This window comes from Acidovorax sp. GW823-FHT01C06 (genome assembly GCF_058798375.1).
On sequence record NZ_JBXAKN010000007.1, the window covers coordinates 19,900 to 32,884 of the forward strand.

The following is a 12,985-nucleotide window of genomic DNA, read 5'->3' on the forward strand; positions in this document are numbered from 1 at the left end:
ACCGCCGCACATTCCCAGCCCTCCCCCCGCAGCACCGTCAGCGCTTGCGGTGCGGATTGACGCGGCATTGCCCCAGACGCAATGCACGCGCTGCGGCTACCCGGATTGCGCGGCATACGCCCACGCCATTGCGGAGCATGGCGTCCCCATCAACCAGTGCCCTCCCGGCGGGGCCGAGGGCATTGCCCGCCTCGCCGCCATCACCGGGCAGCCGGTCTTGCCGCTGAGCGCCGAGCATGGCACGGAGGCCCCGCGCGCCGTGGTTTTCATCGACGAGGCGTGGTGCATAGGCTGCACGCTGTGCATCAAGGCCTGCCCGACCGACGCCATCGTGGGTACCCACAAGAAAATGCACACGGTCATTGAGCCTTACTGCACCGGCTGCGAACTGTGCGTGCCTGTGTGTCCGGTGGATTGCATCCACATGGAAAACATCAGCGGTGCCGCCACTGGCTGGTCCGCCTGGTCCGCGCCGCTGGCCCAGCAGGCACGCCAGCGCTATCAGGCGCACCGCGAACGCCTGCCCCTGGAGGCGGTGGTGGAAGACAAGGATTTTCCCGAGATCAACGGGGCTGCCATGCCCACCATAGCCTCGGCGGACCACAATCCGTCCACCTCTCTCATCCGAGGCGAAGAGGACAAGGCCCAGGCACTGCGCCAGGCCGCCATTGCCGCCGCGCTGGAACGTGCCCGCCAGCGGCGCGCCCAAAACCCGCGCTAGACGCACAAGGCACTGAGGAGGCCTCCGCCCTTCCTTCTGCCTTCTGCACAGAAGCCCGCCAGGTGTGCTCAGCGCGCCGCCAGCGCCTTGTACACCCCACACCCCACATACAGATCTCCCACGCGGCTGACATAGGACATCTTTGTCTGCACCGCGCCGGTGGAGGGGTTGGTGATGTTGTACTCCACCCAGCCTGGGGCATGGTCGGCCTGGCCGACGATATCGCTCACGAGGCGGTCCCCCGCGATGCCTGGAATGTCCTGTACGCGTGTGCCCACCTTGGCGGTGTTGCCACCAAAGGCAAGATAGGTGCCGGCGGTATCCAGCACGAACACATACATGTCCCGGTCGTGGTACGGCTGGCTCTTGTCGGTAATGCTTCGCAGGAACTGGTCGCGCGAAGTGCTCTTGTGCAATGCCACGGCCCTGCTCACCAGCGCCACGGCCTCCTCGGCGGTGCCCTGCTGCAGGCGAAATGCCGACACCGCGCGCGACAACGTGGATGCCCGGCTCTCCAGGGCTTCGGCCTGTTGCACGGCATGGCCCACCATCTGGGCGTTGTGCTGGGTGATCTGGTCCAGTTGCTGCACGGCGGCACTGACTTCGCGCAGGCCCGTGCTCTGCTCGGTGCTCGACCCGGAGATCTCGGACATGCTGGCCGCCACGCTGCGAATACCTCCCGCCATGTCGGAGATGCCCTCCCCGGCCGAACGGATCAGGCCCGCGCTGGTCTCGACCTGGCTGACCGAGGCGCCGATCAGCTCGCGGATTTCGTGCGCCGCATCGCTGGACCGCTTGGCCAGCGTGCGCACCTCCGCGGCCACCACGGCAAACCCGCGGCCCTGCTCACCCGCCCGTGCGGCCTCGACGGCGGCGTTCAGGGCCAGAATGTTGGTCTGAAATGCAATGCTGTCGATGACGCCGATGATTTCGGTCATGCGCCGCGCCCCTTGCTGGATGGCTTCGACCGATTGAACGGCACGTGCCATGGCTTGCGCGCCCGCATCGGCCGCGCTGCGCACCTGGGCGGCCCGCGCATCGGCACTCTGGGCCGTCTGCGCGTTGTTCTGCACGGCGGACGACAACTGTTCCACGCTGGCCGCTGTCTGTTCCAGATTGGCCGCCTGCTGCTCGGTGCGGTCGGCCAGGGACCGGTTGCCCTCGGCCAGGCTCTGGCCCGCATGGGCCACCAGCGCCGCGTTGCTGCGGATGTCGGCCACCATGGAGGAGAGCGTGATCACCATGCGGTCGAGCGACTTCGCCATCTCTGCGACCTCATCGTGCCCATGGTCGCCACGGGCCTGTGCGCGCAGATCCCCGCCCTGGGTCAGCTCGATGGTCCGCGCCAGCCCGGCGAGGTCGCTCGAGAGGCTGATGTAGAGCGCCAGCAGGGCATAGGCCACCGCTCCGGCACCCAGCGCGAACAACCACCAGGGCGATCCCCATGCCGCGATGGCGAGCGCGGCCACCACCAGGAAACCCAGCGAGAGCAGTTTGCCAGGCAGATGCCACCTGCGCATCCACCAAAGTCCCGGACGCAGCGGTAGGAATCCTGACATCATGTCTCCTCTTGTCGTTCTTGCAACTGGCGCGAATCCTAGGGGCCGGCACTTACGGCGGATTGACAGACCGGGTGCAGGGGGCCTGCCGGGGCGCCGCCCACCCGGGCCCGCAGCCCGCGCATGCTGCGGCAATGGACCGGGTCCATCGCCCATAATGGCGCCCCATGAATCCCCTGCTTTCCCATCTCCAGCCCTACCCTTTCGAGCGGCTGCGGCAGCTATTCGCGGGGGTGGCTCCCCCGGCAGCCTACAGTCCCATCAGCCTGGGCATGGGCGAGCCACGCCATCCTACACCGCAGTTCATCAAAGATGCACTTAGTAACAACCTCAGTGGGCTGGCGAGCTACCCGGCCACGGCGGGGGAGCCGGCTCTGCGCGAGGCCTTCACCCGATGGCTGAATCAGCGGTATGCGATCACCCTGGACCCCGCGACCCAGGTCCTGCCCGTGAACGGTTCGCGGGAAGCGCTTTTCTCGTTTGCGCAGACCGTCATCGACCCCTCACAGGGCCAGCCGCTGGTGGTCTGCCCCAATCCGTTCTATCAGATCTACGAAGGCGCCGCGCTGCTGGCGGGCGCCACCCCCTACTACGCGGCCAGCGATCCGGCGCGCAACTTCGCGGTGGATTGGGACGCCGTGCCGGAAACGGTGTGGCAGCGGACCCAGCTGCTTTTCGTGTGCTCCCCCGGCAACCCCACCGGCGCGGTCATGCCGCTCGGCGAATGGAAGAAGCTCTTTGAACTGAGCGACCGCTATGGTTTTGTCATTGCCTCGGACGAGTGCTACAGCGAGATCTACTTCCGCGACGAACCTCCATTGGGCGGCCTGCAAGCCGCAGACCAGCTGGGTCGCGGCGGCTACAGGAACCTCATTTCCTTCACCAGCCTCTCCAAGCGCAGCAACGTGCCCGGCATGCGCAGCGGCTTCGTGGCGGGTGACGCGGCCCTCATCAAGGCGTTCCTGCTGTACCGCACCTACCATGGCAGCGCCATGAGCCCCATCGTGCAGGCGGCCAGCATTGCCGCCTGGGGCGATGAACAGCACGTGGTGGAGAACCGCGCGCGCTACCGCAAGAAATTCGCCCAGGTCACGCCCTTGCTCGCCGGCGTCATGGAAGTCGCCCTGCCGGATGCCGGCTTCTACCTGTGGGCCAAGGTGCCCGAAGCCCTGGGCATGGACGACGCCGAGTTCGCGCGCGCCCTCTTGGCTCAATACAATGTCACCGTGCTCCCCGGCAGCTACCTGGCCCGCGAGGCCCAGGGCAGCAACCCCGGCGCCCAGCGCGTGCGCATGGCCCTGGTGGCCGAAACCGAAGAATGCGTGGAAGCCGCGCTGCGCATCGTGCAATTCATCCAATCCCGTACTGCCTGATCTGATCGACAACGACATGACCCAACAACTCCAAACCCTCATCGACAACGCCTGGGACAACCGCGCCAGCCTCTCGCCCTCCGCCGCCCCCAAGGAAATCCAGGACGCTGTCGAGCACGTGATCGCCGAGTTGAACAACGGCAAGCTGCGCGTGGCCACGCGCGAAGGCGTGGGCCAGTGGACCGTGCACCAGTGGATCAAGAAGGCCGTGCTGCTGTCGTTCCGCCTCAAGGACAACGAAGTGGTCAAGGCCGGCGACCTGGGCTTCTACGACAAGGTGCAGACGAAATTCGCCCACCTCTCCGAAGAAGAGATGAAAGCCACGGGCGTGCGCGTGGTGCCCCCCGCCGTGGCGCGCCGCGGCAGCTTCATCGCCAAGGGCGCGATCCTGATGCCGTCGTACGTGAACATCGGCGCCTACGTGGGCGAAGGCACCATGGTCGACACCTGGGCCACCGTGGGCTCGTGCGCGCAGATCGGCGCCAACGTGCACCTGTCGGGCGGCGTGGGCATCGGCGGCGTGCTGGAGCCGCTGCAGGCCGGCCCCACCATCATCGAAGACAACTGCTTCATCGGCGCGCGTTCCGAAGTCGTCGAAGGCGTGGTGGTGGAAGAAAACTCGGTGCTGGGCATGGGCGTGTACCTGGGCCAGAGCACCCCCATCTTCAACCGCGCCACGGGCGAGATCAGCTATGGCCGCGTGCCCTCTGGCTCGGTGGTGGTCAGCGGCAACCTGCCCAAGACGGCCGCCAACGGCGCGCCCTACAGCATGTACGCCGCCATCATCGTCAAGCAGGTGGACGCGCAGACGCGCTCCAAGACCAGCATCAACGACCTGCTGCGCGACTGATCGCGGCTGACCGGCCCCGCACCTGACCGGCACGATCAGCGCCACCCCAGACAAAGACGACAAACAGAGGGACACACCATGAGCACGATGGAACGGATTCTTCGCCTGATGGCCGAGAAAAAAGCCTCCGACGTCTATTTGTCGGCCAATGCGCCGGCGCTGATCAAGATCAACGGCGAGTGCGTGCCGATCAACAACCAGATCCTGCCGCCGGATGCTCCGCGCAACCTGCTCTCCGAAGTGGTCCCTCCGGACCGCATCGAAGAGCTGGAAGAAACCGGCGAACTCAACATGGGCGTGCCACTCAGCGGCGTGGGGCGTTTTCGCGTCAGCGCCATGCGCCAGCGGGGCAGCTATGCGGTGGTGATCCGCTTCATCTCGCAGCAGATCCCGGAATTCAGTTCCCTGGGCCTGCCTCCCGTGCTGCGCGAGCTGATCATGGAAAAGCGCGGGCTCATCCTGGTGGTGGGCGCCACGGGCTCGGGCAAGAGCACCACGCTCGCGTCCATGATCGACACCCGCAACGAAGCGCTGACCGGCCACATCCTCACCATCGAGGACCCGGTCGAGTACCAGTTCAAGAACAAGAAATCCATCGTCAACCAGCGCGAGATCGGCAGCGACACGCAGTCGCTGCAGACGGCCCTGAAGAACGCGCTGCGCCAAGCGCCCGACGTGATCCTGATCGGGGAAATCCGCGACCGCGAAACCATGTCCGCCGCCATTGCGTATGCGCAATCGGGCCACCTTTGCCTGGCCACGCTGCACGGCAACAACAGCTACCACGCGCTCAACCGGATCCTGTCGTTCTACCCCGTGGAAGTGCGCCCCACCATGCTGGGCGACCTGGCTTCCGCGCTCAAGGCCGTGGTGTCGCAGCGCCTGGTCCGCAAATCGGACGGCGGCCGCGTCCCCGCGGTGGAAGTGATGCTCAATTCCAAGCTGGTGTCCGAGCTGGTGGAGAAAGGCGATTTCTCCGGCGTGAAGGAAGCGATGGAGAAATCCATGGCGGAAGGTTCGCAGACCTTTGAGGAAGCGCTGGCGCACCTGATCATGGAATCCAAGATCGACCGCAAGGAAGGCCTGGCGTACGCGGATTCCCCCACCAACCTCATGTGGCGCCTGCAGAACGACTTCTCCCTGGCGGCCAATGCGGCCAAGGCCCAGAAAGAAGCGCGGGATACCCCGGACGACCAGCCTTCGTTCACCGAGATCGTTTTGGACGTGAAACCGGCTGCATGATCCCTCCTGAGTCGCCTTCGGCGCACTGCCCCCGGGGTGACGGCGCCCTGGCTGCGGCGCGTGCCCGGAGCCACACGCCCGGGCCGCGCCGGTGCATGACGCGGCGTCTGGGACAATCGACTATTTAAACGCCCCCTGTCTTACCCACCCCTTCCCATGTCCCGCACACTGCATCTGGCCGAACAGCTCATCGCCCTGCCCTCCATCACCCCCGAGGACGCGGGCTGCCTTGACGTGCTGGCGGCCCGCCTGGCCGCGCTGGGATTCGTGTGCGAACGGCTGGACAGCGGCCCGGCGGATTTCCGCGTCAGCAATTTGTGGGCAAAACGGGCTGCAGCCCAGTCTGGAAAAGCGCTATCAGCTATCAAAACAATAGTATTCGCAGGCCACACCGATGTCGTGCCCACGGGGCCGCTGGCGCAGTGGAGCAGCGATCCCTTCGTCCCCACACACCGTGGCGGCAAGCTCTACGGCCGGGGCGCCAGCGACATGAAGACTTCCATCGCCGCGTTCGTCGTGGCGGTCGAGGAATTCCTGGCGCACACGCCAGAGCCCCTGGTCCAGCTCGCCTTCCTGCTCACCAGCGATGAGGAAGGCCCGTCGGTGGACGGCACCAAGGTCGTGGTCGAGCAGCTCAAGGCGCGCGGCGAGCGACTGGACTACTGCATCGTCGGCGAGCCCACGTCGGTCGAGCGCACCGGCGACATGATCAAGAACGGCCGGCGCGGCACGCTCAGCGGCAAGCTCACCGTGCGGGGCATCCAGGGCCACATCGCCTACCCGCAACTGGCGCGCAACCCCATCCACCAGGCGCTGCCTGCCCTGGCCGAACTGGCCTCGACGGTATGGGACCAGGGCAATGCCTTCTTCCCGCCCACCAGCTGGCAGATCAGCAACATGCATGGCGGTACGGGCGCCACCAACATCATCCCGGGGGACGTGGTGGTGGACTTCAATTTCCGCTTCTCCACCGAATCCACGGCGGAAGGCCTCAAGCAGCGCGTGCACTCCGTGCTCGACCGCCACGGGCTGGAGTACGACCTGCGCTGGACGTTGGGCGGACAGCCTTTTCTCACCACGCCGGGTGAACTGGTGGACGCCGTGCAACAGGCCATCGCGGCGGAGACCGGCCTCACGACCGAGCTCTCCACCACGGGTGGCACCAGCGATGGCCGCTTCATCGCGCAGGTCTGCCCCCAGGTGATCGAACTGGGCCCGCCCAACGCCAGCATCCACAAGATCGACGAACACGTGGTGGTGGCCGACATCGAGCCGCTCAAGAATATCTACCGCCGCACACTGGAAAACCTGCATGCGCAGGCGCTGGCAGCCCCCGAGGCCGCCCCGGCGGTGCGTGCATGAGCACGGCGGCACCCCACGCCGTGGCGGGCACCACGGTCGGCGCGCTCGTCGAATCGGGCAGCCGGCAGCTGGCCGAAGCTGGCGTTTCCTTTGGCCATGGCACCACGAACGCCCACGATGAAGCCGCCTGGCTCGTGCTGTGGCGCCTGGGCCTGCCGCTGGACAGCGACCTGTCGGACGCGCCCGATTCCCTGAGGAACCAGTCTGTCGCACCCGAGCAGGTCGCCCTGGTGGCCACCCTTTTCGAAGAACGCGTCCGCACGCGCAAGCCCGCCGCCTACCTCACGCAGGAGGCCTGGCTCCAGGGCGTGCCGTTCTACGTGGACGAACGCGCCATCGTCCCGCGCAGCTTCATCGCCGAGCTGCTTGTCGACGGCGGCGCGGACGAGTACCTGAGCGACCACACCCACCGGGTGCTGGACCTGTGCACGGGCAACGGCAGCCTGGCCGTGCTGGCCGCCATGGCCTGGCCCGAGGTGTTGGTGACGGGTGCCGACATCTCGCCCGACGCCCTGGCCGTGGCCCGGATCAATGTGGACAAGCACGGCCTGCAGGACCGCATCCAGCTGCAGCTCTCCGACGGCCTTCAGGCCCTGCCCGGCCCCTGGGACCTGATCCTGTGCAACCCGCCCTACGTGAATGCGGCCAGCATGGCCACCTTGCCCGCCGAGTACCGCGCCGAGCCCGCACTCGCCCTGGCCGGCGGCAGTGATGGCATGGACTTCGTGCGCCAGCTGTTTGCTGCCGCGCCCGCCTGCATGAGCGAGGATGCCGTGATCATTCTGGAGATCGGCAACGAGCGTGCCTACTTTGAAGCAGCCTTCCCCCAGTTGCCCGTGTTCTGGCTCGATACCAGCGCTGGCGAAGACCAGGTTTTGCTGGTGACCCGGCGGGCCCTGGCCGCCCAATCCCGTCTCGCGGCACAATAGAGGGTTGCGCGCCGCTGCCGCTTGCATCGGCTGCACCGATTGCAGCAGCGCTGGCCCCCTGCTTTTTCATGCCACCCGCCCAGCGCGGGTGCGCCTTTTTGTGAACTCCGGATGATCACCCTCAAGAACGTTACCTTGCGACGCGGCGCCAAAGTCGTGCTCGACAGCGTTTCCGCCACCATCAACCCCGGCGAGAACGTCGGACTCGTGGGCCGCAACGGCGCGGGCAAGTCCAGCCTGTTCGCGCTGCTCAGCGGCAAGCTCCATGAAGACGGTGGAGACTTCTACATCCCCGCGAGCTGGCGCATGGCCGAGGTCGCGCAGAACATGCCCGAGACGGACCAGTCCGCGACCGAGTTCGTGCTGGAAGGCGATACGCGGCTGGCCGAGGTCCAGCAGCAGCTGGTGGAGGCCGAGGCCAGCGACGACGGCATGGCCATTGCCCATGCGTATTCCGACCTGCACGACGCCGGCGCACACGACGCCGTGGCGCGCGCCCAGGCGCTGATCCTGGGCCTGGGCTTTCGCGTGAGCGAGCTGGAGCAGCCGGTCAACAGCTTTTCGGGCGGCTGGCGCATGCGCCTGCAGCTGGCGCGGGCCCTGATGTGCCCCAGCGACCTGCTGCTGCTGGACGAGCCCACCAACCACTTGGACCTGGACGCGCTGGTCTGGCTGGAAGCCTGGCTCAAGCGCTATGCGGGCACCATGATCGTGATCAGCCACGACCGGGAGTTCCTCGACGCCATCACCAACGTCACCCTGCAGATCCAGCAAGGCGAGTTGAACCGCTACGGCGGCAACTACAGCAAGTTCGAGGAATTGCGCGCGCAGCAACTCGAACTGCAACAGGCCAGCTTTGCCAAGCAGCAGGAGAAGATGGCCCACCTGCAGAAGTTCATCGACCGCTTCAAGGCCAAGGCCAGCAAGGCCAAGCAGGCGCAAAGCCGCGTCAAGCAGCTCGAACGCATGGAGAAGATCGGGCCGGTGCTGGCCGAAGCGGACTTCACGTTCGAGTTCAAGGAGCCGGCCAACCTGCCCAATCCGATGCTGGCGATCAGCGACGCATCGTTCGGCTATGTGGATGACGAGGGCGCGGCCACCACCATTCTCAGGGGCGTGAACCGCTCGGTGCTGGCGGGCCAGCGCATCGGCATCCTGGGCGCCAACGGCCAGGGCAAATCCACCCTCGTCAAGACCATCGCCCGCACCATGAAACCCCTGGGCGGCAGCGTGACCGAGGGCAAGGGACTGAACATCGGCTACTTCGCCCAGCAGGAACTGGACGTGCTGCGCCCCGCGGAGAACCCGCTGGAGCACATGATCCGCCTGGCCAAGGAGCTGGGGCCCGATATCAAGCAACCGAGCCGCGAACAGGACCTGCGCAGCTACCTGGGCACGTTCAACTTCACGGGCGACATGGTCAAGCAGGCCGTGGGCACCATGAGCGGCGGCGAAAAGGCGCGGCTGGTGCTGGCGATGATCGTCTGGCAGCGCCCCAATCTGCTGCTGCTGGACGAGCCCACCAATCACCTCGACTTGGCAACCCGCGAAGCCCTGGCCATGGCGCTCAACGACTTCGATGGCACGGTCATGCTGGTCAGCCACGACCGTGCGCTGCTGCGCTCGGTCTGCGAGGACTTCTGGATGGTGGGCCGGGGCGTCGTGGGGCCTTTTGACGGGGATCTGGACGACTACCAGCGCTACCTGCTCGAGGAATCCAAACGCCTGCGCGAGGAGGCCCGCCTGGCCGAGCAGGCGCAGACATCCTCAGCGGCGAGCCAGACACCACCCCCAGCCGCCGTGGCACCTTCGCCAGCGGTGGCACATCCCGCCCCCGTGACCGCCCCGGCCCCCACACCGGCCGCCGCCCCCGCCCCTTCGCGCGATGGACGGGAGCAGCGCAAGCTCGATGCCCAGGTGCGTCAGCAGCAGGCGGAAAAAACCCGGCCCCTGAAAAAGGAGCTGGAACAAATCGACAAGCGCCTGGCCGCCCTGTCCACCGAGCGGGCCGCGCTGGAGCACAAGCTCACCCAGGCCCTTGCGCCGGCGGAGATCGCCGAGTGTGGCCGCAACCTCAAGGCAGGGAACGACGAGACAGCCAGGCTGGAGGAGCGTTGGCTGGAAATTTCTTCGGCCCTGGAAGAAATGTCGGCGTCGGCAGCGGGTTGAAAATGTAAATCCATGTAAGCCAAAAGACTCTATTTTTTGGCGTTGGCGCATACCTGGAAAGCATTTAGTGCTTCATTTTTGATAGCGATTTACATTGTAAACAGACGGGCACTGGCGGTTGCATTTTTTTGCGAAACGCTGTCAACGGACTGTGGATTGGCTGCGTTGTTGGTACATCACAGGAGTTTTCAGCATGAATACCACCGCAATCTTGTCCGCCTGGCCCGAAGACGAACGCGACCGCAAGCGCGCTCCCGCCCGCCTCTGAAGGCGCCGCGGCCAGCGTTTCCCGCCCGAAGGCCCTCAAATGCCAGCCACCACCATGAAGCACGAACCATACCAAGGTGTGGGCCATGCTTGCACCGGGTGGCGCATTTCATAGCCCCATCGAGGCAAGACGCCCGGCAGTCCTTCCCTCTTGCTCCTCCCCAACAAAAAACCCCGCGCTGCGGGGTTTTTGTTCTTTACGGCAAACAGCGGGCCCAGGCCATCAGCCCATGTGCAAGCCGCCATTGACCGAGAAGTCAGCCCCGGTGGCATAGCCCCCTTCTTCCGATGCCAGCCAGGCAATGATCGATGCGATTTCGCTGGGTTCGCCCAGGCGCTTGACGGGAACGGTCGCCACGATCTTTTCGAGCACGTCAGGGCGGATCGCCTTGACCATGTCCGTGCCGATGTAGCCAGGGCTCACGGTGTTGACCGTCACGCCCTTGGTGGCCAGTTCCTGCGCAAGGGCCATCGAAAACCCATGCATGCCCGCCTTGGCGGCCGAATAGTTCGTCTGGCCTGCCTGGCCCTTCTCGCCATTGACCGAGCTGATGTTGATGATGCGGCCCCAGCCCTTTTCCACCATGTCGGCCACCACCTGCTTGGTGACGTTGAACATGCTGTTCAGGTTGGTCTCGATCACCGCATCCCAGTCTTCGCGCGACATCTTGAGGAACATGCGGTCGCGCGTGATGCCCGCGTTGTTCACCAGCACGTCGATGTTGCCGTGTTCCGCCTTGGTCTTGCCGAAGGCCTCGACCGTGGAATCCCAATCGCCCACATTGCCCACTGACGCATGGAAGGTGTAGCCCAGGGCCTTTTGCTCACCCAGCCACTTGGCATGGTCGCGGGTCGGTCCGCAACCGGCAATGACCTTGAAGCCCTCCTTGTGCAGGCGCTGGCAAATGGCGGTTCCGATGCCGCCCATGCCGCCGGTGACGTATGCAACTTTCTGGCTCATGTGATTTCTCCTTGTTGATTGGTGATGCCTTCAGCGTCCACTCTACCCAAGAAATCGGACACTGCCGTGAAGGAAAACACTGAAGCCCTTTCCTTTTTGACAGATTGGCCTGCACCGCGGCCAGGACGCCCTGAATTCGGCGCGCGCTGCCACGCCTTGATACAAAAAAGGTCCACGGCCATACCGGCATGCGGACCGCAGCCTGACTAGCGTCCGGAAATAAAAAAAGCCGCGCGAACGCGGCGTCGGCCCGGGATCGGTGGAGGTTGCGCGGCATGGACTGCCGCGCCCCCCTGGCGCCTCAGCGCTCCACCGCGAGCGATACGCCCATGCCTCCGCCAATGCACAGCGCGGCGAGCCCCTTCTTGGCGTCGCGGCGCTGCATTTCATGCAGCAGCGTCACGAGGATGCGGCAGCCGGACGCGCCGATGGGGTGGCCGATGGCGATGGCGCCGCCGTTCACATTGACCTTGGCCGGATCGATGGCCAACTCCTTGTTCACGGCACAGGCCTGGGCGGCAAAGGCTTCGTTGAGTTCGAACAGGTCCACATCCGCGGCACTCCAGCCCGCGCGCTGCAGCGCCTTGCGCGATGCAGGCACAGGGCCCATGCCCATGGTGGCGGGGTCCAGGCCGCTGGTGCCGAAGGCCGCGATGCGTGCCAGGGGCTTGAGACCCAGTGCGGCGGCCTTCTTGGCGCTCATCACGACCACGGCGGCCGCGCCGTCATTGAGACCCGAGGCATTCCCCGCCGTCACGCTCCCTGCCTTGTCGAACGCGGGGCGCAGGCCGGCCAGCGCTTCGGCATTGGTCTTGCGGTTGAGGTATTCGTCGGCATTGAAGACGATGGGATCGCCTTTCTTCTGCGGCAGGCTCACGCCCACGATTTCGTCAGCGAACCTGCCGGCATCCTGCGCGGCAGCGGCCTTTTGCTGGCTCGCCAGCGCCAGGGCGTCCTGCATGTCGCGGGTGATGCCGTACTGCTTGGCCACGTTCTCGGCCGTGATGCCCATGTGGTACTGGTTGTAGACGTCCCACAGGCCATCGACGATCATCGAGTCGACCATCTTCCAGTCGCCCATGCGCTGGCCGTCGCGCGAACCGTTGAGCACGTGGGGCGACAGGCTCATGCTCTCCTGCCCGCCGGCCACGACGATCTCGCTGTCGCCCCATGCCACGGCCTGCGCCGCCAGCATCACGGCCTTGAGGCCCGAGCCGCACACGGCGTTGATGGTGAGCGCGGGGGTCTCCTTGGCCACACCGGCCTTCATGGAGGCCTGGCGCGCCGGGTTCTGGCCCACGCCCGCGGTCAGCACCTGGCCCATGATGACTTCACCAATCTGGTCGGACGAGAGGCCCGCGCGCGCGATGACTTCGCGTATCACGATGGCGCCCAACTCGGTCGCGGGCGTCTTGGCCAGTGCGCCACCAAACTTGCCCACGGCGGTGCGGGCGGCCGAAACGATGACGATGTCTTCCATGGAATGTCCTTGTGGTTGGGGGTTGTTGCTTGGTAATTCTCGCAGCGCCGCGGATCAGTGCTTTTGCGTATC

Annotated in this window: 10 protein-coding genes; 7 read left to right on the forward strand and 3 right to left on the reverse strand. The window is 65.8% G+C overall.

The window, feature by feature from the left end:
• The first annotated feature begins 67 nt into the window (after positions 1-67).
• The gene (locus AC1RCS_RS15265) at positions 68-721 is read left to right on the forward strand and encodes an RnfABCDGE type electron transport complex subunit B (RefSeq protein WP_492245290.1); all 654 of its coding nucleotides are present in this window, start codon (positions 68-70) and stop codon (positions 719-721) included.
• Between the two features lie 68 nt (positions 722-789).
• On the opposite strand, the gene AC1RCS_RS15270 is transcribed toward AC1RCS_RS15265, so the two are convergent.
• On the reverse strand, positions 790-2,280 hold the full coding sequence (locus AC1RCS_RS15270) for a methyl-accepting chemotaxis protein (RefSeq protein WP_492245291.1): 1,491 nt from the start codon (positions 2,278-2,280) through the stop codon (positions 790-792).
• Between the two features lie 167 nt (positions 2,281-2,447).
• On the opposite strand from AC1RCS_RS15270, the gene dapC reads away from it, so the two are divergent.
• The 6 genes from dapC (at position 2,448) to AC1RCS_RS15300 (ending at position 10,205) form a co-directional block, all read left to right on the forward strand.
• Entirely contained in the window at positions 2,448-3,653 is a 1,206-nt protein-coding gene (gene dapC / locus AC1RCS_RS15275) for a succinyldiaminopimelate transaminase (RefSeq protein WP_218338553.1), read from the forward strand.
• Positions 3,654-3,669: 16 nt separating this feature from the next.
• A complete protein-coding gene (gene dapD, locus AC1RCS_RS15280; RefSeq protein WP_218294964.1) occupies positions 3,670-4,503 on the forward strand; it encodes a 2,3,4,5-tetrahydropyridine-2,6-dicarboxylate N-succinyltransferase in 834 nt (277 codons plus the stop codon).
• Positions 4,504-4,581: 78 nt separating this feature from the next.
• Positions 4,582-5,745, forward strand: a complete 1,164-nt coding sequence (locus AC1RCS_RS15285; protein WP_218294963.1) for a PilT/PilU family type 4a pilus ATPase — start codon at positions 4,582-4,584, stop codon at positions 5,743-5,745.
• A gap of 156 nt (positions 5,746-5,901) precedes the next feature.
• On the forward strand, positions 5,902-7,107 hold the full coding sequence (gene dapE / locus AC1RCS_RS15290; protein ID WP_492245292.1) for a succinyl-diaminopimelate desuccinylase: 1,206 nt from the start codon (positions 5,902-5,904) through the stop codon (positions 7,105-7,107).
• Positions 7,104-8,036: a 50S ribosomal protein L3 N(5)-glutamine methyltransferase gene (gene prmB / locus AC1RCS_RS15295; RefSeq protein ID WP_218338551.1), complete on the forward strand. Its 933-nt coding sequence runs from the start codon at positions 7,104-7,106 to the stop codon at positions 8,034-8,036. Before dapE ends, prmB begins: the two co-directional genes overlap by 4 nt.
• A 111-nt stretch (positions 8,037-8,147) precedes the next feature.
• Positions 8,148-10,205, forward strand: coding sequence for an ABC-F family ATP-binding cassette domain-containing protein (locus AC1RCS_RS15300; protein ID WP_492245293.1), 2,058 nt, complete (start codon positions 8,148-8,150; stop codon positions 10,203-10,205).
• Between the two features lie 490 nt (positions 10,206-10,695).
• On the opposite strand, the gene phbB is transcribed toward AC1RCS_RS15300, so the two are convergent.
• Both phbB and AC1RCS_RS15310 read right to left on the reverse strand, forming a co-directional pair.
• A complete protein-coding gene (gene phbB / locus AC1RCS_RS15305; protein WP_218294959.1) occupies positions 10,696-11,433 on the reverse strand; it encodes an acetoacetyl-CoA reductase in 738 nt (245 codons plus the stop codon).
• A gap of 301 nt (positions 11,434-11,734) precedes the next feature.
• The gene (locus AC1RCS_RS15310) at positions 11,735-12,913 is read right to left on the reverse strand and encodes an acetyl-CoA C-acetyltransferase (protein ID WP_218338549.1); all 1,179 of its coding nucleotides are present in this window, start codon (positions 12,911-12,913) and stop codon (positions 11,735-11,737) included.
• Positions 12,914-12,985 lie beyond the last annotated feature (72 nt).